We start from the raw sequence: 23,716 nt of genomic DNA, 5'->3' as shown, positions 1-23,716 counted from the left end.
AAAATAGAGCGAACTGGCGCCTCTCAGTATTCCAGCCGCTCCGGCCGGATTTCCTGCAGGATGGTGGTCGCAATCTCTTCGATCGACTTGGTGGTGGTCGACAGCCAGCGTATGCCTTCGCGCCGCATCATGGCTTCGGCCTCGTGGATCTCGTCGCGGCAGTTCTCCAGGCTCGCGTACTTGGAGTTGGGCCGGCGCTCATTGCGGATCTGCGCCAGGCGCTCGGCGGCAATCGTCAGGCCAAAAATTTTCTTTCGGTGCGGCACCAGCGCCGGCGGCAACTGGCGGCGCTCGAAGTCTTCCGGGATCAGCGGGTAATTGGACGCCTTGAGCCCGTACTGCATCGCCAGGTAGAGCGAGGTCGGCGTCTTGCCGCTGCGGCTGACGCCGACCAGGATCACGTCGGATCCGGCCAGATCGCGGTTGCTCTGGCCGTCGTCGTGCGCCAGCGAGAAGTTGATGGCCTCGATGCGGTCGTCGTACTCCTTGCTTTTGGAGGCGTCCGAAAAGCGTCCGACCCGGTGGTTGGACTTGAGGCCCAGTTCGGTCTCCAGCGGGGCCACAAACATGCCGAACATGTCCAGCAGCATGCCGTGGCAGTCGGCCTTGAGCACCTCCAGGATTTCCATGTTGACCAGCGTGGTGAAGACAATCGGCTTGCTGCCTTCGAGCTCGGCCGTGTGATTGATCTGGCGGATCGCCTGGTGCGCCTTGTCCACGCTGTCGATGAAAGGCAGGCGCACATGGCGTGGCTTGAACTCGAACTGGGCCAGGATGGCGTTACCAAAGGTTTCGGCCGTGATGCCGGTGCCGTCGGAGATGAAAAACACGGTGCGGTTGGACATGGGAATGGGCCGGTTAAGGGAAAAGCGCTTACACGCGGGCTGCGGGGCGGCGTTCTACAATCGAGCAATTATCCAGATTTGTCAGCCCATGCCCCGCACCCACCCCCTCGAAAAACAACAAGGTTGCCCGCCGCGCATGTGCCTGTCCCCGGTTTTTAAACCTCCCGGAGTATTTTCATGTCCAACCTTTTTGAGCCGACCGCCTTGGTCGTACCGTTTGAAAACCTGAGGATGACGGATGTCGAGGCCGTCGGCGGTAAAAACGCCAGCCTCGGCGAAATGATCTCGCAATTGCCCACTGGCCCCCAGGGCGTGCGGGTGCCGACCGGCTTTGCCACCACCGCCCACGCTTTCCGGGTGTTCCTGGCCCACGATGGACTGGACCAGAAAATCAATGCGCTGCTTGACGCGCTCAACACCGACGACGTGCGCGCGCTGGCTGTCACCGGCAGCAAGATTCGCGCGCTGGTTGAAGCCCAGCCCTTTCCGGCTGAATTTGCCAAAGCCGTGCGCGAAAGCTTTGCCACCCTGAGCGCCGGCAATCCACAAGCCAGCTTTGCAGTGCGCTCGTCCGCCACCGCTGAGGACTTGCCCGACGCGTCTTTCGCCGGTCAGCAAGAAACTTTTTTGAACGTGGTCGGCATCGAGGACGTGCTGCACAAGATGAAAGAGGTGTTTGCCTCGCTGTACAACGACCGCGCCATCAGCTACCGTGTGCACCAGGGTTTCGCCCATGCCGACGTGGCCCTGTCGGCCGGCGTACAACGCATGGTGCGCAGCGACCTCGGCGCGGCCGGCGTGATGTTCACCATCGACACCGAAAGCGGCTTCGAGGATGTGGTTTTCATCACCTCCAGCTACGGCCTGGGCGAGACGGTGGTGCAGGGCGCCGTCAACCCGGATGAGTTTTACGTGCACAAGCCCATGCTCAAGGCTGGCAAGCGCTGTGTCATCCGCCGCAACCTGGGTTCCAAGCTGCTGCAGATGGAGTTCACCACGCCGGATGAGAAAAAAGCCGGCGGCAAGCTGGTTAAGACCACCGACGTGCCGGCCGAGCTGCGCAACCGTTATTCGCTGAGCGATGCCGACGTCGAACAGCTCGCGCGTTACGCCGTGATCATCGAGGACCACTATGGCCGGCCCATGGACATCGAGTGGGGCAAGGACGGCACCGACGGCCAGCTCTACATCCTGCAGGCGCGTCCCGAGACGGTGAAAAGCCAGTCCAAGGGCAAAGCCGAGCTGCGCTACAAGCTCAAGGGCACCGGCACCGTGCTCGCTGAAGGGCGGGCCATCGGCCAGAAGATTGGCACCGGTGCGGTGCGCATCGTGCACGACATCAAGGACATGGACCAGGTCCAGCCTGGCGATATTCTGGTGACCGACATGACCGACCCGAACTGGGAGCCGGTCATGAAACGCGCCAGCGCCATCGTGACAAATCGCGGCGGGCGCACTTGCCATGCGGCCATCATCGCGCGTGAATTGGGCATTCCGGCGGTGGTCGGCTGCGGCGACGCGACCGAAACCCTCAAGACTGGCATGCTGGTCACCGTGAGTTGCGCCGAGGGCGACACCGGCAACATCTACGACGGCCTGCTGGAAACCGAGGTGACCGAGGTGCAGCGCGGCGAGATGCCGCCTATCGACCTGAAGATCACCATGAACGTCGGCAACCCGCAACTGGCTTTCGACTTTTGCCAGATCCCCAACCACGGCGTCGGCCTGGCACGGCTGGAGTTTGTCATCAACAACAACATCGGCGTGCACCCCAAGGCCATCCTTGACTACCCGAATGTCGATACCGACCTGAAAAAAGCGGTGGAAAGCGTGGCACGCGGCCATGCCTCGCCGCGCGCTTTTTACGTTGACAAGGTGGCCGAAGGCGTGGCGACCATTGCCGCAGCTTTCTGGCCGAAACCGGTGATCGTGCGCCTGTCGGACTTCAAGTCCAACGAATACCGCAAGCTGATTGGGGGTTCGCGCTACGAGCCTGAGGAAGAAAACCCGATGCTGGGCTTTCGCGGTGCATCGCGTTACCTGAGCCCCGACTTCGGTGAAGCGTTTGCGATGGAGTGCGAAGCGCTGCGGCGTGTGCGAGACGACATGGGCCTGGTCAATGTCGAGGTCATGGTGCCGTTCGTGCGCACTTTGGGCCAGGCCAAAAAGGTCACGGACCTGCTGGCCCTGCATGGCTTGAAACGTGGCGAGAAGGACTTGCGCGTGATCATGATGTGCGAAGTGCCGAGCAATGCCATTCTGGCTGACGAATTCCTCGAATTCTTCGACGGCTTCTCGATTGGCTCCAACGATTTGACCCAGCTTACCTTGGGTCTGGACCGCGACTCGGGCCTGGCCATCCTGGCCGAGGACTTCGACGAACGCGACCCGGCCGTCAAGGCCATGCTGAGTCGCGCCATCCAGGCCTGCAAGCGCCAGGGCAAATACGTCGGTATCTGTGGCCAGGGCCCCAGCGACCACCCGGATTTTGCGCAATGGCTTAAAGACGAAGGCATCAGTTCGCTGTCGCTCAATCCGGACACGGTGATTGCCACCTGGAAACAGCTGTCGAACTGAGGACTCACGGCCGGGCACCGAGGGAAAACCCCGGTGTGCCGGCGCCTGCCGGGTAAGCAAGACGCAAGGCCCCCGGCGACAATCGGGGTCCATGCCTGATGCCGCTTATCTCACCCTGGTCACCACCATCAAGCTGCTTGCTGAAATAGCCCTGCTGGCGCTGGCGGGGCAGGGCGTGATCGGCCTGCTGTCGGGCGCAGCGCGGGAGCGCAATCCTTTTTACCGGGTGCTTGAGCTCGTGGGCCGGCCCTGGGTGCGGGTGGCGCGCAAGTTATCACCTCGGGTGGTGATGGACCGCCATCTGCCGCTGGTGGTTTTTCTATTGCTGCTGATGCTGTGGGCGGCCGCCGCCATTGCCAAAATCCGCATCTGCCTGCACATCGGTGTGGCCCTGTGCCAGGCTACAGCGTGATGCTTGCACTGAAATACCGCTGCCTGAAAATCCGCGCGCTTATGCTGCTGGTCTTGTGCCGGCCGCAAGCTGCCTTACCGATGTTCGCCCGCATGTTGCTTGTGCGTCCCGGAGACGCCTACGCGCTGGCCAGTCAGGCGCACGTGCTGGCGCAGCTTGGCCATGTGCCTGAGGCGATCGCCAGCCTGCAGGCCCTGGTGGAGGCTTGTCCTCAGCAGGCGGCCGCATGGTTCAATTTGGCTTATGTGTTGCAGGACGTCGGCCGCCTACTGGAAGCCGAAGCGGCGTTCCGCCAGGCGCTGGCGCTTGACCCGCGCCTGGACCGCGCCTGGTATGGCCTGGCGCTGGCACTGATCGGCCGGAGCCAGCTCGACGAAGCGGTGCAGGCGCTGGAAAAAAACACCGGACTGCAGCCCTTGAGTCCTTACGGCTGGTACCGGTTGGCTCAGGTGCGGCTGGCGCTCGGCCAGACTGCGGCAGCGCGGCAGGTGGTCGCGCATTTGCGCCAGTTCGAACCCCGGCTGGCCCGGCAACTGGCGACGGAGCTGGGATTCCCAGGCCATGCAACTCACTGAACGCCACCGGCAATACTGGCGCAAGACCCGCGCCTTGACGGCCTTGCTGTTGCTGGCCTGGCTGCTGGTGACCTTCGGGGTCAGCTATTTCGCGCGTGCACTGAGTTTCAGCTTTTTCGGCTGGCCGTTCAGTTTCTGGATGGGCGCGCAGGGCGCCTTGCTGGTCTACGGACTCATCATCGGGTTTTATGCCTGGTATATGAACCGCATGGACATCGAATACGGCGTGTCGGACGGTGAGGACTGAGATGGCGGGATTTTTCGGTTTTCGCGATGGTGTTGTTCTTTCCAGGAATCAGTTCAAGGCGCAGCTGGATCGCATCTATCGCTGGTACACCCTCGGGCTCGTGCTTTTCGTGGTGATGCTTGCGGTGCTGGAACGCATGGGCCTGCCGCGGCTCTGGATAGGCACGATTTTCATGTTGGCCACCATCAGCCTGTATGCCGGCATCGGGGTCATGAGCCGGACCACCGACGCGTCCGAATACTATGTCGCCGGACGCCGGGTGCCGGCGGTTTATAACGGCATGGCCACCGGCGCGGACTGGATGTCGGCGGCTTCCTTCATAGGCTTGGCCGGAACGCTGTACCTGACGGGTTACAACGGGCTGGCCTTCATAATGGGCTGGACCGGCGGTTACTGCCTGGTGGCGCTGGTGCTGGCGCCCTACCTGCGCAAGTTCGGCCAGTTCACCATACCGGATTTCCTAGGGGAGCGTTATGGTGGGCACCTGCCACGGCTGATCGGGTTGTCGGCCGCCATCCTCTGCTCCTTCACCTACCTGGTGGCGCAGATCTACGGCGTGGGCCTCATCACCTCCTACCTCACCGGCATCGCCTTCGAACTCGGTATTTTTCTCGGCCTCGGCGGCATTCTGGTGTGCTCCTTTCTTGGCGGCATGCGGGCTGTGACCTGGACCCAAGTGGCGCAGTACATCATCCTGGTGATTGCCTACCTGCTGCCGGTGGTCTGGTTGTCGGTGAAGCAGACCAGTGTGCCCGTACCCCAGCTGGTCTATGGATTCCAGCTGGAAAAGGTAACGGCCAAGGAAAAGGAACTCGCGGCCGATCCGCGTGAACTGGAGGTGAGGGCGCTTTACAGGCAGCAGTCCGATGCCCTGAGCAGAAAGCTGCAGCAGCCGGCGGCGTCGCTGGCAGCCGACCGGGAAGCGGCTGTCAAAAAAATGGAGCAGCTCAAGAGCGCCAATGCGCCTGTCATTGAGGTTTCTTCGGCGGCGAGGGCGCTGGCCGCCATGCCGAAAAACGAGACAGCGGCCACCGTGGCCTGGACCGCCGCCAGGGCTGCGGCCGATGTGAAAACGCAGCCCCTCAACGGCATGCCGGCTCACGCGGCGCAGTTTTCGGGTGACCCGGACGGAACGCCGCAACAGCAGGCACTGTACGAAACTTCCCGGCGCAATTTCCTGGCGCTGATCTTTTGCCTCACGGTGGGAACTGCGGCCCTGCCGCACATCCTGATGCGTTATTACACCGTGCCCAGCGTGCGGGAAGCGCGACAGTCCGTGACCTGGTCGCTGGTGTGCATACTGCTGCTGTATTTCACCGCGCCGGCGCTGGCCGTGCTGGTGAAGTACGAAATTTTCACGGTGCTGGTCGGCACCCCGTTCGACCAGTTGCCCGTCTGGGTCAAGTCCTGGACCAAGGTGGACCCGGCACTGCTGTCCGTGACGGACATCAACCGCGACAACATCCTGCAGCTCAACGAAATGACAATAGGCGGCGACATCATCGTATTGCTCACGCCCGAATTGGCGGGTCTGCCCTATGTGATTTCGGGGCTGGTGGCGGCCGGCGGGCTGGCTGCGGCCTTGTCAACGGCGGACGGCCTGCTGCTGACGATTTCCAACGCGCTCGGGCATGACCTGTACTACAAGATGATCGACCCTAATGCCTCGACCGTCAGCCGCGTGACCGTGTCCAAGATCCTGCTGCTGCTTGTCGCCTTGCTTGCCGCTTATGTGGCAGCGCAGAAGCCGGCGGACATCCTGTTCCTGGTGTCAGCCGCGTTCTCCTTTGCCGCAGCTTCGTTTTTTCCGGCGCTCAGTCTGGGCATTTTCTGGAAACGCGCCACCGGGACTGCGGCCGCCCTGGGCATGATGGCCGGTCTGGCGGTGACCTCCTATTACATGGTGGCCAACCAGCCCTGGTTGCGTGCCATCTTCAACATCCGCTCGCCGATTGAACTCTGGTGGGGGATCGATCCGATTTCTGCAGGCCTGTTCGGTGTGCCGGTGGGCTTTGTGGTGATCGTGCTGGTCAGCCTGGTCAGCAAACCGCCCAGCCAGCAGTCGGATGATCTGGTCGACCACATCCGCTACCCGGACCTGAAGACCCACTGAAACCGCGTGCAGCAGGGCTTTTCCAGCTCAGGCAGGCCCGGCTTCGCCAGCGGGCAGGCACTGCGGCCACCGATGAGCTGTCGCCTGTCCAAACCTGCTCAAGCAGGTTTGGACAGGCGACAGAAGCGAAGTTTCTGGCGAGCGGCGGCCTGCAAGGGCAGGGGGCTTCGGGACGCGCGTAGCTGTGCGGTGGTATATAATCATGGGCTTCGCCTTGCTGCACCCTTAACGACGCTGGGGCAGCTTTTACCAACCACAAGGAGAGTTTATGCGTCACTATGAGATCGTCTTGCTGATCCATCCGGATCAAAGCGAGCAAGTTCCAGCCATGCTGGAGCGCTACAAAACCATGATTACCGCCGGCGGCGGGAAAGTGCATCGGGTTGAAGATTGGGGCCGTCGCCAACTGGTGTACCTGATCCAGAAACTCGCCAAAGCCCATTACCTGTGTATCAACATTGAAGCCAGCCAGGCTGTGATGGAAGAAATTGAACACGCGTTCAAGTTCAACGATGCCGTGCTGCGCCACCTGACCGTGGTCAAGAAAAAAGCCGACACCGGCCCGTCCCTCATGATGCGCAACGTCGAGAGGGAAGAAGCCCGCAAGGCCCAGCAGCAGGAGTATGCAGCGTCGTAAGACGCCATCATGCTGTTAACGATGCACTGCTGAGCGAATGATCCTGCAGTGAACCACGTTGAATTGACCGCCTGTATCGCCGAGGCCAGTCCCCTGCGCTACACGCCCGCTGGAATCCCCGCCACCAACTTCGTTCTCGATCACGAGTCCGAAATAACGGAAGCAGGTTCCGCCCGGCAGGTCAAAGTCACGATGAAAGCGGTTGCCTTTGGTACGCTGGCTGAACAAACAAGCCGGCTGACCTTGAGCAAACCCTTCAGGTTCACCGGCTTTCTGGTCAACGCGCGAGGTAGCAAAAGTGTCGTGTTTCACATCCAAGCTTTTCAACCAGTTTCTGATCAAGTACTGAACCCCCTTTAAGGAGTCCATCATGCCCGGACCAAAACGTTTCAACAAAGACAAGCGCCCCAAGCGCAACACACAATCCCTGCTGTTCAAGCGCAAGCGCTTTTGCCGCTTCACCGCTGCTGGCGTGGAAGAAATCGACTACAAGGACATCGACACCCTGCGCGATTTTGTGGCCGAAAACGGAAAAATCATCCCCGCCCGCCTGACCGGCACGCGCGCGATTTTTCAGCGTCAGATCAACACCGCCGTCAAGCGCGCTCGCTTCCTCGCGATGCTGCCTTACAGCGACCAGCACCGCAGCCTGTAAGGAGCCGACCATGCAAATCATTCTGCTCGACAAAGTCGTGAACCTGGGCAACCTGGGTGAAGTCGTCAAGGTCAAAGACGGTTACGCACGCAATTTCCTGATCCCTTCCGGCCGCGCCCGCCGCGCCACCGCTGCAGCGATCAAGGAATTCGAAGTCAAACGCGCCGAGCTCGAAAAAGCCGCCGCCGCGAAACTGGCTGAATCCCAGGCCCAGGGCGTAAAACTCGGCGGCACCACCGTCAAGCTGACGCAAAAAGCCGGTGTGGACGGTCGCCTGTTCGGCTCCGTCACCAACCATGACATCTCTGCCGAATTGACCAAGCAGGGCTTCCCTGTGGCCAAGTCGCAGATCCGCATGCCGAACGGCCCGCTCAAGACCGTGGGTGATCACCCCGTGACGGTTGCGCTGCACACCGATGTGGTTGTGGACATTACCGTGACGGTGTACGGCGAATCGGCCTAAGCAGCGCTCGCTGTCCTCAAAAAGCCGCTCGCTGAGCGGCTTTTTCAATTGCCGTCCACATTGCCGTTTTGTACATATCTGTGCACCGGCTATCCACAGATTCTTCAACACTTTCCTTGAGCTATCCACAGATTTTCCATAGCCTTTTCCGATGACGAACTGCCCCGTTCGCAGCTAGCATCGAAGATCTTCCAGAGAAACCCATGTCCGCCGTACTTTCCACCGCTCCCGACCCCCGCTACAGCGCCGACCGCCAAATCGCGCAACTGCGCATTCCTCCGCATTCGATCGAAGGCGAGTCCAGCGTGCTGGGCGGCTTGCTGCTCGACAATGGCGCCTGGGACCGCGTCGGCGACCTGTTGGTGGACGAAGACTTTTATCGCTACGAACACAAGCTGATCTACGCCGCCGTGGGCGCGCTGATCAACGCCACCAAGCCGGCTGACGTCATCACGGTGTACGAGCATCTTCAGAACCAGGGCAAGGCCGACGAGGTCGGTGGCTTGGGTTACCTCAATTCGCTGGCGCAGTATGTGCCGAGCGCAAGCAACATCCGCCGCTACGCAGAGATCGTGCGCGAGCGCTCCATCCTGCGCAAGCTGGTGGCTGCCAGCGACGAAATTGCCACCAACGCCTTCAACCCGCAGGGCAAGGCGGTGGCGATGATTCTCGATGAGGCCGAGCAGAAGATATTCAAGATCGGCGAGCAGGGCTCGCGCATGAAGCAGGGCTTCCAGAGCATGGACACGCTGGTGGTCAGCCTGCTGGACCGCGTGACGGAGATGTCGGAAAACCCGAACGACGTCACCGGTGTGCCCTCCGGTTTTTACGACCTGGACAAAATGACCTCGGGCTTTCAGGCCGGTGATTTGGTCATTCTTGCTGCAAGACCCTCGATGGGGAAAACGGCCTTGGCCATCAACATCGCAGAACACGTGGCCCTGAACGAAGGCCTGCCGGTGGCCGTGTTCTCGATGGAGATGGGTGCCTCGCAACTCGCGGTGCGTATCGTTGGCTCCATAGGCCGCATCGACCAAACCCATTTGCGCACCGGTGCGCTGACCGACGAAGAGTGGCCGCGCCTGACTGAAGCCATCGAGAAGCTGCGCAACATATCCCTGCACATCGACGAAACCCCGGGCCTGACCGTCAGTGAGTTGCGCGCCAACGCCAGGCGGTTGGCGCGACAGTGCGGCAAGCTGGGCCTGATCGTCGTCGACTATTTGCAGCTCATGAGTGTGTCCAGCGGCATGGCCGAAGAAAACCGCGCCACGGCAGTGGGCGAAATTTCGCGGGGCCTGAAGATGCTTGCCAAGGAACTTCAATGCCCGGTGATTGCGTTGTCCCAGCTGAGCCGCGGCGTCGAATCACGCACCGACAAGCGCCCGATGATGAGCGATCTGCGCGAGTCAGGAGCCATCGAGCAGGATGCCGACATCATCATGTTCATCTACCGCGACGAGTACTACACCAAAGACGCCTGCAAGGAGCCCGGCGTGGCCGAGGTCATCATCAGCAAGCAGCGTAACGGCCCGACCGGCACGGTAAAGCTTGCGTTTATCAGCCGCATCACCAAGTTCGAGAGCCTGGCACACGGGGGAGGCGGTAGTTATTAAGAAAAAGCGGGCTCCAGCCCATTAGCCGTCTGCGTGAGTAGCTATTAATTTGATAGCGTTCGGCGGCCAAGGTTTGCGCGCTGCGCGGGCTACTGCTCCAGGTCTTCCATCGCCAGCATATGATATTTCTGGCCATAGGTGAATGGAATGTCACTGATTGCAGCCAGCACGCGCTGGGTGTCTTCGTCAGAAGGGGCATGAACCATCACGCCGTGATGGCCCTTTCGCGCGAGAGCAATGTATTTGTTGACGGTATGGCCTTCCGTGCCGACCGATGGCAAACCACCCGAGTCCCCGTCGACCTTGCCGATGTCGTGCAAGATGGTCGCGGGCTCTAGCTGCATGACGGCGTCGCTTGCAAAGCCGGCGGCCTCCATCGCCTGCGCAGCCTTCTCAGCCAGACCAGCGTCCGAAAACAGCAACATAGCGTAACCGGTGGGATAAAACACACCACCCATGGTGACCATCTTGGGAGTAAGTTCAAATGTTTTCATGTCCCTATTAGGGCCTGGACCACGCGAGCTGGCTGTCAGTCTTCATAGCCGGGTTTTGTAGGACTTCAGGATTGATCGCGGGGCCCGTAGCAGCCCGATGGTCAGGGCAACTCTTCGGTTTTCAGCGCAGGCTCGGACATCACGCGCGCGCTCCCGGTCAGGCTCTCAATGAGTTGATTGGCAAAGTAGCTGCTCTGGGTGTCGGGCTCCAGCGCCGCGATCACCAGGTTGGCCAGTGGCTGGTTCAGTGGAACGTAGTAGCTGCCGGTGGGCGCATCGATCACACCGCGCACCAGTGCCACTTCGGCTTTGACGATTTGCCCGGCATCGGCGATAGTTCCGCGCACATCTTGACGAACGCCGGCCGCCCGGGCAGTTTCGCGGTAGATGTCACCCAGCATTGAGCTGGGCTCCGTGACGCGCAGCACCTGCACGCCATGCAGGCGCAAGCGCTCCACCGCAATCTTGGAAGACGCTGACAGCCAATAGCCGCAGGGCCGAACGCGTGCTTTGATTTTGCGCAGCGTCAGCGCCGAGTTCCACTCCACGCGCAGCGCTTTGTCGGCGCCGGTGACCGGGTCCAGCATCAGCAGTTCCTGCTGGGTCAGGGTCTGCCCGGCCTCTACAACGGCTTCGTTCTTGCAGGTCGAGCTGATGATTTCCTTTTCGATGTAGGGCTGCAGTTGGCCCAGCTCTGGGGCACGCTGGGCGGTGCTGGCCAGCACGCTGCTGATCGCGGTGACATGGGTATGCACACGGCGCTGGATATGCAGCCGACCTATGCCGACACCGCGGGTCTCGATCAACAGGCTCACGGTATTTTTCAGACCGTTGACGTTGCGCCCGGTGTCGGGCTGGGTGCCGCCCATGGAGATTTTCTTGTCAAGCGGATCGGTCGAAGTGGTGTAGTACCACTCGCTGCTGAGGCCTTGCGCCTTGAGTGCGGCTACCAGCGGGCGTCGGAACCACTCTTCGGAGGCCTTGGTCAAAAACTCCGGAATGTTGGCGGTGGTAGCGTACTGCAGCAGCGCGTCGTACTTTTGCACAGCGTCGAATTTCTGCAGAAAGCGGCCGACCACGGTGTACTCGTGCGCATCGACAACCACGGTCGGGTGGTAGTCGCGTGTGAGTTTGGCCAGTGCCCGCGCCTCAGGGGTGTTGAGCAGCAAATGGTCGCGGTTCATGTCGAGCCCGCCAATGGTCGCGCGTTTGTTGTCTGCCGAACCATCAGGGTTGGCGCGCGGAACGATGATGACGTTGACACGGTCCAGCAAGGGTCGCAGCAGGCCTTGTGTGAGTTCGCGCGCAATCACCAGCAGGGCTTCGCTGCCAGCCGGCTCGTCGCCGTGCTGCTGGCCAATCAGCAATACGGTGGGGCGGCCCGACGCCAGCAGCGCCGCAGCATCTGTGCCCGCAGCACGGCTCAGCACCATAGCCTCAAGCGCCTCACCGCGTTGCGACTGGCCCATATTCAGAACAGCGGCCTTGAGGCCCGGCACGCCGGCGGCCGATGCCGTCAGGTCGCGCAGCCAGGTCTGGATTTCCGCATTCGAGCTGAAACTGCTGCGGCCTTCCTGCAGGCCCGGCGTGTTGTATATGACCGATGGTGCCGGAAAGCGGGCCGCGACTGCAGCGCTGTAAGGCGCTTCGGCGGCTGGCGCCACAAGCACGGCCGGACGCGGAGGAACGGGCTGGGCCACCGCCACCACAGCAGGTACAGGGGCAGCCACAGCCACGGTGGCCGGTGCTGGCACGGGCCCCGGTGCGCTGCCCTGGGTCGGCCAGGGCGGCAGCGGCACGGAGGTGCAGGCGCCTAGCGTGACCAGCAGCGACAGCAGCAGGAAAGCGCTTGGCTTGTGGCCGTGGACCGCAGCAGCGGGGCGTGGCGCGGTGATCTGTGGGGCGGGGGCTGGCAGGGTCATGATCATGGCGAGGGTGTGGGAGGGGAAAAAGCTGGCGCAGATGCCAAGCTGTCCATTATCCGGCCTGCCACTACAGAACGCTTGTGAGGCGATGCCTGCCGGGGCAGACCCGTTGGCCTGCGCGTGAGAAAATACAGCATTCATGCAAGCCCAACCCGATTTTTCGCCCCCAGGCCCCAGCCATCTCCCGGCGCACCGGCTCAGCGTGGCACCGATGATGGACTGGACTGACCGGCATTGCCGCTACTTTCACCGCCTGCTGTCGCGCCACGTCTTGTTGTATACCGAGATGGTCACGACTGGCGCGCTGGTGCATGGTGACGTTGCCCGGCATTTGCGCTTCAACACGGAAGAACACCCGGTCGCGCTGCAACTGGGCGGCAGTGAGCCGGCCGACCTCGCGCATTGCGCAAAACTCGGCGAGCAGTGGGGCTATGACGAGATCAATCTCAACTGCGGCTGCCCCAGCGAACGCGTGCAGCGCGGCGCTTTTGGTGCCTGCCTGATGGCTGAGCCGCAACTGGTGGCCGACTGCGTGAAAGCCATGGTGGATGTGGTGGACGTGCCGGTCACGGTCAAGCACCGCATCGGCATCGACAAGGGTGAAAGTTATGAGTTCGTGCGCGATTTTGTAGGCACGGTCAGCGCGGCCGGTTGCAAGACCTTCATCGTGCATGCGCGCAACGCCTGGCTTAAGGGTTTGTCGCCAAAGGAAAACCGGGAAGTGCCTCCGCTGCGTTATGCGCTCGTTCATCGGCTCAAGCAAGAGTTTCCCGAACTCACCATCGCCATCAACGGCGGCATCACCACCGGCGAGCAGGTGGCGGCGCAACTGCGCGAACTCGACGGTGTGATGGTAGGGCGCGAGGCCTACCACAACCCCTGGTGGTTGGCCTCCTGGGATGAAGCCTTCTTCGGCGCCGCCCCAAGCGGGCAGACCCGTGAATCGGTCGAGTCGCTGATGGTGGATTACATGGCCACCCAGGCGGTCGAACATGGCACGCCCTGGTCGGCTGTCGCGCGCCACATGCTGGGTTTGCGCCACGGCCTGCCGGGATCCCGACGCTGGCGCCAGGTCTGGAGCGACCACCGGCTCAAAACCCTGCACCCGCGCGAGGTGATGGCGCTGGCGCATGCACCAGCGTCAGTGGGCGAGGGCGTTTGCGTGTCCTCACCTGACGCCGCGGTGGCGCATGCCTGAGGCGATACAGCGCGAAACGCGTCTGGCGCTGTTGCTGCTTTGGCTGGTGCCGGCGCTCTGGGCTGTCAACTACATCGTTGCGCGCAAGGCACCTGGCGTCATCGGGCCTTACATGCTGGCACTGGGCCGCTGGGGCCTGGCTGCCCTCATTCTCCTGGTGATCACGCGGGACGAGCTGTGGCGCGAGCGGGCATCTGTCCTGCGCGCTTGGCGGCAAAACCTGGTGCTGGGTACCTTGGGCATGCTGATTTGTGGTGCCTGGGTGTATGAAGGCGCTCGCTCCACCGGCGCCATGAATATTGCGCTGATTTATTCGGCCTCCCCGGTGTTGATCAGCCTTGGCGCCATATGGTGGCTGGGTGAACCCTTTGGCGCCCGGCAGAAGGCAGGCATGTTGCTGGCGCTGGCCGGGGTGGTGCATGTGGTGGTCAAGGGGCAATGGACTGCGCTGGCTGAGGTGCAGTTTTCCGTGGGTGACGCCTGGATTGTGGCGGCCACGGTGTCCTGGGCCGCTTATGCCCTGTTGCAAAAACGCTGGCCCAGTTCTCTGAGCGCAACCGCTCGTCTGGCGGCGATCTGCATCGGTGGGACTCTGGTATTGTTGCCCCCGGCGCTGTGGGAAGCGGCCCGGCCCGGTGCCGATACCTTCGGTGGGCAGGCGCTGCTGCTGGTGGTACTGGCCGCCCTGATTCCGGGCATAGGTGCTTACTGGATTTACAGCTGGGCGCAAAAAATTCTCGGTGCCAGCCGGGTGGCTGTGGCGCTCTATCTGGCGCCGCTCTACGCGGCCGCCGCCGCCTGGGGGCTGCTGGGCGAGCCGCCGGGTTTGCATCATGCGGTCGGTGCGTTGCTGATTCTGCCGGGCGTGTTTCTGGTTACGCGGCCGCCAAAGGGAATCGTCAGGCCGCCGCTTCCAGCCCGTTCCTGAAGTGCTCGCGCATGCGTTGCGCGCTGGTGTCGGCATTGCGCGCGGTCAGTGCTTCCATGAGGGACCGATGTTCGGCCAAGGACTCTTCCATACGACCGCTCTTGAGCAGCGAGTTGTGGCGGTTCAACTTCATCACCTTGCGCAGGTCGGCCACCATCTGGTCACGCCAGCGGTTATTGGCGATTTCCAGCAGGCGCATGTGAAAGGCCTCGTTGATTTCAAAAAAGCGTTCACGGTTGGCCACGGCTTTTTCCAGCTCGCGATGCAGTGATTGCAGTTCTTTCAGTTGTGCGTCGGTGGCCTGGGTGGCCACCACACCGGCCGCGTCGCTCTCCAGCAGAGCCAGCAGGTGGTACACATCGGCGAGGTCGCGTTCGGACACTTCCGTGACGTAGGCGCCGCGCCTGACCTTCATGGTGACCAGGCCTTCGGTGGCCAGCACCTTGAGCGCCTCACGCAGCGGGGTGCGACTGATGCCGTACTCTTCGGCCAGTTTGAGTTCGTCAATCCAGCTGCCGGGCACCAGTTCGCGGTTGAAAATGCGCTGGCGCAACAGCTCCGCCACCTCTTCATAGAGTGCGCGGGGGGTCAATGAAACAGCAGCCATGGTGGTTATAAGGGGATCAATTGCACAGCGCGATCTTATCTGAAACTAAATTTTGCATCAATAATTATAAATAATGTAAACTTGGCTCGATCCACAAAATCTGTCCGAAAACGCTACCAGCACGCGCCATGAGCATTCCCACACCATCGTTCTCACCCGAATTTGCGTCCGTCAGCCTGGAGGCCTGGGCCCAAGCTGCAGCGAAGTCCGCACCGGGGGGCGATCTCGGTGCGCTCAACTGGCAAACCCCGGACGGCATCACGGTCAAGCCGCTGTACACCGCTGAAGACGTCAAGGACCTGCCTTACACCGATACGCTGCCGGGTTTTGAGCCCTTCATTCGTGGCCCGCAGGCCACCATGTATGCAGTGCGGCCCTGGACCATCCGCCAGTACGCCGGTTTTTCCACGGCTGAAGAATCCAATGCCTTTTACCGCAAGGCTTTGGCCGCTGGCGGGCAGGGCGTGTCGGTGGCGTTTGACCTGGCGACGCACCGCGGCTACGACAGCGATCACCCGCGCGTCACCGGCGACGTTGGCAAGGCCGGCGTGGCGATTGACAGCGTCGAGGACATGAAACTCCTGTTTGACCAGATTCCGCTGGACAAAGTGTCGGTGTCCATGACCATGAACGGCGCGGTGCTGCCAGTGCTCGCCGGTTATGTGGTGGCGGCTGAAGAACAAGGCGTGGCGCAGGACCAGCTCAGCGGCACCATCCAGAACGACATCCTCAAAGAGTTCATGGTGCGCAACACCTATATTTACCCGCCAGCGCCCAGCATCCGCATCATCGGCGACATCATCGAATACACGGCAAAGCACATGCCGAAGTTCAATTCGATCAGCATCTCCGGCTACCACATGCAGGAAGCGGGTGCGAATCAGGCGCTCGAACTGGCCTTCACGCTGGCTGACGGAAAAGAATATGTGAAAACCGCCATTGCCAAGGGCCTGGACGTCGATGGATTTGCCGGGCGCCTGAGCTTTTTCTGGGCCATCGGCATGAACTTCTATCTTGAAGTGGCCAAGATGCGCGCCGCGCGCTTGCTCTGGTGCCGCATCATGAAAGAGTTCAACGCCAAAAGTCCGAAGAGCCTGATGTTGCGCACGCACTGCCAGACCAGCGGCTGGAGCCTGACCGAACAGGACCCCTACAACAACGTAGTGCGTACCACCATCGAGGCCATGGCTGCGGTTTTTGGCGGTACGCAAAGCCTGCACACCAACAGTTTTGACGAAGCAATTGCGCTGCCGACAGAGTTCTCATCACGCATCGCCCGCAACACCCAACTCATCATTCAGGAAGAAACACACATTCCGCATGTGATTGACCCCTGGGCCGGCAGCTACATGATGGAAAAACTGACCCAGGACATGGCCGACGCGGCCTGGGCCATCATCGCTGAGGTGGATGCCATGGGCGGCATGACCAAAGCCGTTGACAGCGGCTGGGCCAAGCTCAAGATCGAGGCGGCAGCCGCCGAAAAGCAGGCGCGTATTGACAGCGGCAAAGACGTGATCGTTGGCGTCAACAAGTACAAGCTGAAGACCGAAGATGCGATTGAAACCCGTGACATTGACAATGTGGCTGTGCGCGACGGACAGATCGCGCGCCTGAAGGCGATCCGTACCAGCCGTGACAGTGCGGCGGTGCAGGCTGCACTGGACGCGTTGACGGCCGCTGCCGAAAAGGGCGACGGCAACCTGCTGGACCTCAGCATCCAGGCGGTGCGCCTGCGAGCGACAGTGGGTGAGGTCAGTGATGCGCTGGAAAAAATCTACGGGCGCCACCGCGCCGATACCCAGAAGGTCACCGGTGTGTATGCAGCCGCTTATGACTCGGCCGAGGGCTGGGAAAACCTCAAGACCGAAATCAATGCTTTTGCCGAAGCCGAGGGCCGACGTCCGCGCGTGATGATTTCCAAACTTGGCCAGGACGGACATGACCGCGGTGCCAAGGTGGTGGCCACTGCTTTTGCCGACCTGGGCTTCGACGTGGATATGGGTCCACTGTTCCAGACGCCCGAGGAATGCGCGCGTCAGGCGATTGAAAACGATGTGCACGCGGTCGGTGTCTCAACCCTGGCCGCTGGCCACAAAACCCTGGTGCCAGCCATCATTGCAGAGCTCAAGAAACAAGGCGCCGATGACATCATCGTGTTTGTCGGTGGTGTGATCCCGCGGCAAGACTACGAGATGCTTTATGAAGCGGGCGTCAAAGGTATTTACGGCCCCGGTACCCCGATTCCGGCCAGTGCCAAGGATGTGCTGGAGCAGATCAAGGTTGCGCTGAAGTGAGCCCGACTTCAGTCGCGCTAACTCGACATCCCGTTCGGGCTGAGCTTGTCGAAGCCGCCTGTCCTGAGCGGAGTCGAAGGAAGCTTGTCGAAGCCTTCATCCACATAAACGCGTGAAACCCTTTTTCGTTTATCTCCTGCGTTGCGCCGATGGTTCGTACTATGGCGGGCAAACAGACGACCTCGACGCCCGCATGCAACAGCATTACGCGGGCGATATCGGCTACACGTCGACGCGCAAACCCGTTGAACTGGTTTGGCAAGGCGAGTTCGAAACGCGCGAGGGGGCGATCGCGTTCGAGCAACAAATCAAGGGCTGGTCGCGTGCGAAGAAGGAGGCGCTGATTCGAGGTGATTGGGACGAGATCAAGGTACTTGCACGATCTGCTTCTACCGTTCGGGCTGAGCCTGTCGAAGCCTTTCCGCACATTCAGGGCACCCAGGTAAGTGAGACAAGCCCTTCGACAGGCTCAGGGCGAACGGATGGGGCGCTGCAAGGCATTCTCGGTGAAGACGCCGCCACGCAGCGCCGCGCCATCGCCAAAGCCATTACCCTGCTCGAATCCACACGCGCCGACCACCGCGCCCAGGGCGACGAATTGCTGACTGCCTTGCTGCCGCTCACCGGCAAAGCCTTTCGCCTCGGCATCAGCGGTGTGCCGGGTGTCGGTAAATCGACTTTCATTGAAGTGCTGGGCTTGTACCTGATCGTGCAGGGACACCGCGTGGCCGTGCTGACTATCGACCCTTCGTCGAGTGTCTCGGGCGGCTCCATCCTCGGCGACAAGACACGGATGGAGCAGCTGTCGGTGCATGAACGCGCCTACATCCGCCCCAGCCCGTCCAGCGGCACCCTGGGCGGCGTCGCCGAAAAAACGCGTGAAGCCATGCTGGTCTGCGAAGCTGCGGGGTATGACATCGTGATCGTCGAAACTGTGGGTGTCGGCCAGAGCGAAACCGCTGTCGCCAACATGACCGACATGTTTGTGCTGATGCAACTACCTAACGCTGGCGACGACCTGCAGGCGATCAAAAAGGGCGTGATGGAGCTGGCTGACCTGGTCATTATCAACAAGGCCGACATCGATGCCGATGCTGCGATGCGGGCGCAGGCGCAAATTTCCTCGGCCATGCGCCTGTTCGGCCTGGTCAACAACGCCATGGGCAGCGCGCAGGCTGCCGAATTTGACAGGCAGTGGCACCCGCAGGTGCTTCAGCTTAGCGCGCTGCACAACACCGGTGTCGATGCTTTCTGGACGGCGGTGACGCAGTTCAGAACGATACAGACCAGCAATGGCCGGCTGGCCGCCCGGCGTCAACAGCAGTCGCTGGCCTGGATGTGGGAGCGCATCGACGCTGCGCTCAAGCTGGCCTTCCGTCAGGACCCGGCGGTCAGTGCCTTGTTGCCGGCGCTGCTAGCCGACGTGGCCGAAGGCCGCATCCCGGCCTCCACTGCAGCACGAAATCTGCTTTCCGCCCATGCGGGACGGGCGCAAGCAGCTATCAAATAAGTAGCATAGAGAGAAAACATACCATGCAGGACATTCTTGAACAACTGGAAGACAAGCGTGCCGCTGCCCGTCTCGGCGGCGGGCAAAAGCGCATTGATGCGCAACACGGAAAAGGCAAACTGACGGCGCGCGAGCGGCTTGAACTGCTGCTCGATGAAGGCACCTTTGAAGAGTGGGACATGTTTGTCGAGCACCGCTGTACCGACTTCGGCATGGAGAACAACCGGCCGCCCGGCGACGGCGTGGTGACCGGCTACGGCATGATCAACGGCCGGCTGGTGTTTGTGTTTAGCCAGGATTTCACCGTGTTCGGTGGCGCGCTCAGCGAGGCGCATGCCGAAAAAATCTGCAAGGTGATGGACCAGGCCATGAAGGTCGGCGCGCCGGTGATTGGGCTCAATGATTCGGGAGGCGCGCGCATCCAGGAAGGTGTGGCGTCGCTGGGCGGATATGCCGATGTGTTTCAGCGCAACGTGATGGCTTCGGGTGTGGTGCCGCAGATCAGCATGGTCATGGGCCCCTGCGCCGGCGGCGCCGTGTATTCACCGGCCATGACCGACTTCATTTTCATGGTCAAGGACAGCAGCTACATGTTTGTCACCGGCCCGGAAGTCGTGAAAACCGTGACGCATGAAGAAGTGACGGCCGAGGAACTCGGCGGCGCCACCACCCACACCACGCGCAGCGGCGTCGCCGACCTGGCGTTTGAAAACGATGTGGAAGCGCTGCTGATGCTGCGCCGGCTCTACAACTATCTGCCGCTGAACAACCGCGAAAAAGCCCCAATACGGCCCAGCGCCGACCCGGCGGCCCGCATGGACCTCAGCCTGGACACGCTGGTGCCAGAGAACCCCAACAAGCCTTACGACATGAAGGAGCTGATTACCAAGACGGCGGACGACGGCGACTTCTTCGAGATTCAGCCCGAGTATGCGAAGAACATCATCATCGGTTTTGCCCGCATGGAAGGCCAGAGTGTCGGCATTGTTGCAAACCAGCCGCTGGTGCTGGCCGGTTGCCTGGACATCAAGAGCAGCATCAAAGCCGCGCGTTTTGTGCGCTTTTGTGATGCCTTCAACATCCCGGTGATCACCTTTGTCGATGTGCCCGGCTTCATGCCGGGCACCAGCCAGGAGTATGGCGGCATCATCAAACACGGCGCCAAGCTGCTCTACGCGTACGCCGAATGCACCGTGCCGAAAATCACAGTCATCACGCGCAAGGCCTACGGCGGCGCTTACGACGTGATGAGCTCCAAACATTTGCGCGGCGATGTCAACTTCGCCTGGCCAAATGCCGAAATCGCGGTGATGGGGGCCAAGGGCGCGGTCGAGATCATCTTCCGCGAAGACAAGGGCGACCCGGTCAAGCTCGCCGCCAAGGAAGCTGAATACAAGGCGCGTTTTGCCAACCCCTTTGTCGCCGGCGCACGCGGTTTTATTGACGACGTGATCCTGCCGCACGAAACCCGCAAGCGGATTTGCCGGTCGCTGGTGATGCTCAAAGACAAGAAGCTGGAGAACCCGTGGCGCAAACACGGGAATATTCCCTTATGAGTTCCCCCCTTCTCGGCTCACAACGCGCGAGTCAGATCCCCCTCCGGGGCGGCGCCTGCGGCTCGGCAAAGCCGTTTCCGCGGCCTCCGCTTGAAAACAAGTCATGGAACTACGCTTATGTTTGAAAAAATCCTGATAGCGAATCGGGGTGAAATCGCCTGCCGCGTCATCCTGACCGCCCGCAAGATGGGCATCAAGACCGTCGCCGTGTATTCGGACGCGGACACGGATGCGCGCCATGTGGAACTGGCCGACGAAGCCGTGCACATCGGCCCTGCGCCCAGCCGTGACAGTTATCTGCAGGCCGACAAGATCATTGCCGCATGCAAACAAACCGGCGCGCAGGCGGTGCATCCGGGTTACGGCTTCCTCAGCGAGAACGCCGGCTTTGCCAAGCGTGTGGAAGAAGAGGGCATTGTTTTCATCGGTCCCAAGCATTATTCGATTGCCGCCATGGGTGACAAGATCGAGTCCAAGAAGCTGGCCGGTGCGGCGGGCGTCAACTGCATTCCCGGCGTCAATGACGCGATTGAAACGGCCGAAAAGGCGGTCGAAATTGCCAAGGGCATCGGTTACCCGGTGATGATCAAGGCCAGCGCCGGTGGTGGCGGCAAGGGTTTAAGAGTTGCTGTCAATGACAAGGAAGCCTTCGAAGGCTTCACCTCCTGCCGCAACGAGGCGCGCAACAGTTTCGGTGACGACCGCGTCTTCATTGAAAAGTTTGTCGAAGAGCCGCGCCACATCGAGATCCAGTTGCTGGGCGACAGCCATGGCAACGTGATTTATCTCAACGAACGTGAATGCTCGATCCAGCGCCGGCACCAGAAGGTCATTGAAGAAGCGCCAAGCCCGTTCATCAGTGATGCCACGCGCAAAGCCATGGGCGAGCAGGCGGTGGCACTGGCCAAGGCTGTCAAATACGAAAGCGCTGGCACAGTGGAGTTTGTGGTCGGCAAGGACCAGAGTTTTTATTTTCTTGAAATGAACACCCGCCTTCAGGTGGAGCACCCGGTGACCGAATGCATCACCGGCCTGGACCTGGTGGAGCTGATGATTCGCGTGGCCGCCGGCGAAAAGCTGCCGCTGGCGCAGAAAGACGTGCAGCGCAATGGCTGGGCCATCGAGTGCCGCATCAATGCCGAAGACCCGTTTCGCAGCTTCCTGCCGTCCACCGGCCGGCTGGTGCGTTTCCAGCCGCCGAAGGAAACGATGTTTGCGGCTGACACCGAGAACCTGATGGGTGTGCGGATCGATACCGGCGTGCAGGACGGTGGCGAGATACCGATGTTTTACGACTCCATGATTGCCAAACTCATCGTGCACGGCAAGGACCGTCTTGATGCGATTGCCAAAATGCGCGAGGCGCTCAATGCCTTTGTGATCCGCGGCATCAGCAGCAACATCCCGTTTCAGGCGGCCTTGCTGGCGCATCCGAAATTTGTGGCGGGGGACTTCAACACCGGTTTTATTGCCGAGAATTACAGCCACGGTTTCCATGCCGAAGACGTGCCGCATGGCGACCCGGACTTCCTGATTGCCCTGGCCGCCTATGTGAACCGCCGCCTGCTGGGCCGTGCTGCCGGTATCAGCGGCCAGATGCCGGGACACGGTGTGACCGTGGGTGAAGCCTTTGTGGTGATCAATCTGGGCGCTGGCGGAAAGAACACCTCGCAGCCGGCTACTGTGCGAGAGTATCAAGCCCAATCTGGCTCCAGCCGGGTAGAGACGGGCACGGGCAGCTATGAAATTTGTAGCGGGTGGCACTTGGGGGGTGCGCGCATCCGGGGCACGGTTAATGGGCAACCGTTTGCCGCGCAAGTTGAACGTGGTGTGGGCAAGAACCCGCTGGCCATCCGTATCGCCCACAACGGCACGCGTCTGGACGCGCTGGTGCTGTCGCCGCGTGCGGCTGAGCTGCATGCACTGATGCCCTACAAGGCGCCGCCGGACATGAGCCGGTTTGTACTGTCTCCCATGCCCGGTCTGCTGGTCGAGGTGGCGGTTCAGCCGGGGCAGAAAGTACAGGCCGGAGAACGTGTGGCGGTGATAGAGGCCATGAAGATGGAAAATGTGCTTTTTGCGATTGCCGACGGGGTAGTCGGTAAAGTGCTTGCCGGCAAGGGTGATTCACTGACGGTTGATCAGCCTATTGTGGAATTTGTTTAGGACAGGGACACGACCATGAATACGCAGGAATTTCACGACGAACTCAAAGCAGGGGGTTTTGAGCCTGCCGTCGCTATTGACCGCCCCGTCGGTTACGCGATGGGCGAGCATCAGCATCCATTTGACGCTTGCCCATTTGTCACGGCGGGCGACATCACGCTGGTGGTCGATGGCGTGTCTTCACGCTACGGTGTGGGTGAGGTGTTCCGCTTGCCAGCGGGTACGCCCCACCTGGAAGCTGCGGGCCCGCAGGGTGTGAGCTACCTGTCGGGCCGCCGGCCAGTGACTCAGGCATGACCCGGTTGCCTCAACCGGACAGGCCTTTCAAGGTGCTGGGTATCCAGCAGATCGCCATCGGCGGCACTGACAAACAGCGCCTGCAAAAACTCTGGGTCGAGATGCTGGGGCTGGAAGTCACGGGCACTTTCCGCAGCGAGCGTGAAAACGTCGATGAAGACATTTGCGCCATTGGCAGCGGGCCCTTCAAGGTCGAGGTCGATCTTATGCAGCCCATCGATCCGGAGAAAAAACCGGCGGTGCACCAGACCCCGCTGAACCACGTTGGTTTGTGGATCGACGACCTGCCCCGCGCGGTGGAGTGGTTGACGCAGCAAGGCGTGCGCTTCGCCCCCGGTGGAGTGCGCCAGGGCGCTGCCGGCTTTGACATCTGTTTTCTGCACCCCAAGGCCAATGAGGCGTTTCCGATTGCAGGGGAAGGTGTGCTGATCGAGCTGGTGCAGGCGCCGCCCGAGGTGGTGGCTGCCTTTGCCCGGCTGCCAGCGGCTGCGTCCTGAGGCCAGGTGGCGGGCAGACTGAGGGATTCACCCGAGAGCGTTTGCCCGCATGCCGGGCGTAAACTGGCCTGACCGCTTGGCCGCATTCGCACGGTCCGAGG

At 61.3% G+C, this 23,716-nt stretch carries 22 protein-coding genes and 1 pseudogene; 19 read left to right on the top strand and 4 right to left on the bottom strand.

Annotated elements, in window-relative coordinates:
• Positions 1 to 23 precede the first annotated feature (23 nt).
• Positions 24 to 845, bottom strand: coding sequence for a posphoenolpyruvate synthetase regulatory kinase/phosphorylase PpsR (ppsR, locus tag IEX16_RS15920; RefSeq protein WP_188709468.1), 822 nt, complete (start codon positions 843 to 845; stop codon positions 24 to 26).
• 177 nt (positions 846 to 1,022) lie between these two features.
• Between ppsR and ppsA the strand changes: the two genes are divergently transcribed.
• From ppsA to dnaB, 10 genes are all read left to right on the top strand, one after another.
• Positions 1,023 to 3,422: a phosphoenolpyruvate synthase gene (gene ppsA / locus IEX16_RS15915; protein WP_188709467.1), complete on the top strand. Its 2,400-nt coding sequence runs from the start codon at positions 1,023 to 1,025 to the stop codon at positions 3,420 to 3,422.
• A gap of 91 nt (positions 3,423 to 3,513) precedes the next feature.
• Positions 3,514 to 3,834 carry a hypothetical protein gene (locus tag IEX16_RS15910; RefSeq protein WP_188709466.1) on the top strand — a complete coding sequence of 107 codons (321 nt, stop codon included), beginning with the start codon at positions 3,514 to 3,516 and terminating at the stop codon, positions 3,832 to 3,834.
• The gene (locus IEX16_RS15905) at positions 3,834 to 4,409 is read left to right on the top strand and encodes a tetratricopeptide repeat protein (protein WP_188709465.1); all 576 of its coding nucleotides are present in this window, start codon (positions 3,834 to 3,836) and stop codon (positions 4,407 to 4,409) included. The genes IEX16_RS15910 and IEX16_RS15905 overlap by 1 nt, the downstream gene beginning before the upstream one ends.
• Complete coding sequence (locus tag IEX16_RS15900; RefSeq protein WP_188709464.1) at positions 4,396 to 4,656, top strand: DUF4212 domain-containing protein; 261 nt, start codon at positions 4,396 to 4,398, stop codon at positions 4,654 to 4,656. The genes IEX16_RS15905 and IEX16_RS15900 overlap by 14 nt, the downstream gene beginning before the upstream one ends.
• Before the next feature lies 1 nt (position 4,657).
• Entirely contained in the window at positions 4,658 to 6,769 is a 2,112-nt protein-coding gene (locus IEX16_RS15895) for a sodium:solute symporter family protein (protein ID WP_188709463.1), read from the top strand.
• A gap of 268 nt (positions 6,770 to 7,037) precedes the next feature.
• Entirely contained in the window at positions 7,038 to 7,406 is a 369-nt protein-coding gene (rpsF, locus tag IEX16_RS15890; protein WP_188709462.1) for a 30S ribosomal protein S6, read from the top strand.
• Between the two features lie 48 nt (positions 7,407 to 7,454).
• Positions 7,455 to 7,766 (top strand): primosomal replication protein N, encoded by a 312-nt coding sequence (gene priB, locus IEX16_RS15885; RefSeq protein WP_188709461.1) that lies wholly within the window; start codon positions 7,455 to 7,457, stop codon positions 7,764 to 7,766.
• Positions 7,767 to 7,776: 10 nt separating this feature from the next.
• On the top strand, positions 7,777 to 8,061 hold the full coding sequence (gene rpsR, locus IEX16_RS15880; RefSeq protein ID WP_077592883.1) for a 30S ribosomal protein S18: 285 nt from the start codon (positions 7,777 to 7,779) through the stop codon (positions 8,059 to 8,061).
• 10 nt (positions 8,062 to 8,071) lie between these two features.
• Positions 8,072 to 8,524 carry a 50S ribosomal protein L9 gene (gene rplI, locus IEX16_RS15875; RefSeq protein ID WP_188709460.1) on the top strand — a complete coding sequence of 151 codons (453 nt, stop codon included), beginning with the start codon at positions 8,072 to 8,074 and terminating at the stop codon, positions 8,522 to 8,524.
• A gap of 203 nt (positions 8,525 to 8,727) precedes the next feature.
• On the top strand, positions 8,728 to 10,140 hold the full coding sequence (gene dnaB / locus IEX16_RS15870; RefSeq protein WP_188709459.1) for a replicative DNA helicase: 1,413 nt from the start codon (positions 8,728 to 8,730) through the stop codon (positions 10,138 to 10,140).
• Positions 10,141 to 10,229: 89 nt separating this feature from the next.
• Here the strand turns inward: dnaB and IEX16_RS15865 are convergent, their stop codons facing one another.
• Together IEX16_RS15865 and IEX16_RS15860 are read right to left on the bottom strand one after the other, a co-directional pair.
• On the bottom strand, positions 10,230 to 10,634 hold the full coding sequence (locus IEX16_RS15865; RefSeq protein WP_188709458.1) for an RNA-binding protein: 405 nt from the start codon (positions 10,632 to 10,634) through the stop codon (positions 10,230 to 10,232).
• A 101-nt stretch (positions 10,635 to 10,735) separates the two neighbouring features.
• Complete coding sequence (locus tag IEX16_RS15860) at positions 10,736 to 12,556, bottom strand: M14 family metallopeptidase (protein ID WP_188709457.1); 1,821 nt, start codon at positions 12,554 to 12,556, stop codon at positions 10,736 to 10,738.
• A 142-nt stretch (positions 12,557 to 12,698) separates the two neighbouring features.
• Between IEX16_RS15860 and dusA the strand changes: the two genes are divergently transcribed.
• Both dusA and IEX16_RS15850 read left to right on the top strand, forming a co-directional pair.
• Positions 12,699 to 13,757: a tRNA dihydrouridine(20/20a) synthase DusA gene (gene dusA / locus IEX16_RS15855; protein ID WP_188709456.1), complete on the top strand. Its 1,059-nt coding sequence runs from the start codon at positions 12,699 to 12,701 to the stop codon at positions 13,755 to 13,757.
• A complete protein-coding gene (locus IEX16_RS15850) occupies positions 13,750 to 14,685 on the top strand; it encodes a DMT family transporter (RefSeq protein WP_188709455.1) in 936 nt (311 codons plus the stop codon). The genes dusA and IEX16_RS15850 overlap by 8 nt, the downstream gene beginning before the upstream one ends.
• Here the strand turns inward: IEX16_RS15850 and IEX16_RS15845 are convergent.
• Positions 14,657 to 15,292: a GntR family transcriptional regulator gene (locus IEX16_RS15845; protein ID WP_188709454.1), complete on the bottom strand. Its 636-nt coding sequence runs from the start codon at positions 15,290 to 15,292 to the stop codon at positions 14,657 to 14,659. The genes IEX16_RS15850 and IEX16_RS15845 overlap by 29 nt on opposite strands.
• Before the next feature lie 128 nt (positions 15,293 to 15,420).
• On the opposite strand from IEX16_RS15845, the gene scpA reads away from it, so the two are divergent.
• The 7 genes and pseudogenes from scpA to IEX16_RS15815 all read left to right on the top strand — a co-directional run bounded on the left by scpA (position 15,421) and on the right by IEX16_RS15815 (position 23,615).
• Positions 15,421 to 17,589, top strand: coding sequence for a methylmalonyl-CoA mutase (gene scpA / locus IEX16_RS15840; protein ID WP_188709453.1), 2,169 nt, complete (start codon positions 15,421 to 15,423; stop codon positions 17,587 to 17,589).
• 112 nt (positions 17,590 to 17,701) lie between these two features.
• Positions 17,702 to 17,911: pseudogene (locus IEX16_RS20100) on the top strand (GIY-YIG nuclease family protein); the annotation flags it as partial.
• 168 nt (positions 17,912 to 18,079) lie between these two features.
• Complete coding sequence (meaB, locus tag IEX16_RS15835; RefSeq protein ID WP_229676395.1) at positions 18,080 to 19,099, top strand: methylmalonyl Co-A mutase-associated GTPase MeaB; 1,020 nt, start codon at positions 18,080 to 18,082, stop codon at positions 19,097 to 19,099.
• Positions 19,100 to 19,122: 23 nt separating this feature from the next.
• Positions 19,123 to 20,655, top strand: coding sequence for an acyl-CoA carboxylase subunit beta (locus IEX16_RS15830; RefSeq protein WP_188709451.1), 1,533 nt, complete (start codon positions 19,123 to 19,125; stop codon positions 20,653 to 20,655).
• Between the two features lie 117 nt (positions 20,656 to 20,772).
• Positions 20,773 to 22,821 carry an acetyl-CoA carboxylase biotin carboxylase subunit gene (locus tag IEX16_RS15825; RefSeq protein ID WP_188709450.1) on the top strand — a complete coding sequence of 683 codons (2,049 nt, stop codon included), beginning with the start codon at positions 20,773 to 20,775 and terminating at the stop codon, positions 22,819 to 22,821.
• A gap of 15 nt (positions 22,822 to 22,836) precedes the next feature.
• Positions 22,837 to 23,118, top strand: coding sequence for a cupin domain-containing protein (locus IEX16_RS15820; RefSeq protein WP_188709449.1), 282 nt, complete (start codon positions 22,837 to 22,839; stop codon positions 23,116 to 23,118).
• Entirely contained in the window at positions 23,115 to 23,615 is a 501-nt protein-coding gene (locus IEX16_RS15815; protein ID WP_188709448.1) for a VOC family protein, read from the top strand. Before IEX16_RS15820 ends, IEX16_RS15815 begins: the two co-directional genes overlap by 4 nt.
• Positions 23,616 to 23,716: the final 101 nt, after the last annotated feature.

Origin of the sequence: Polaromonas eurypsychrophila, assembly GCF_014641715.1 — a bacterium.
Classification (GTDB): Bacteria; Pseudomonadota; Gammaproteobacteria; order Burkholderiales; family Burkholderiaceae_C; genus Polaromonas; species Polaromonas eurypsychrophila.
The sequence above is the reverse complement of the archived record's forward strand: the minus strand, read 5'-3'. Positions and strand labels throughout refer to the sequence as shown.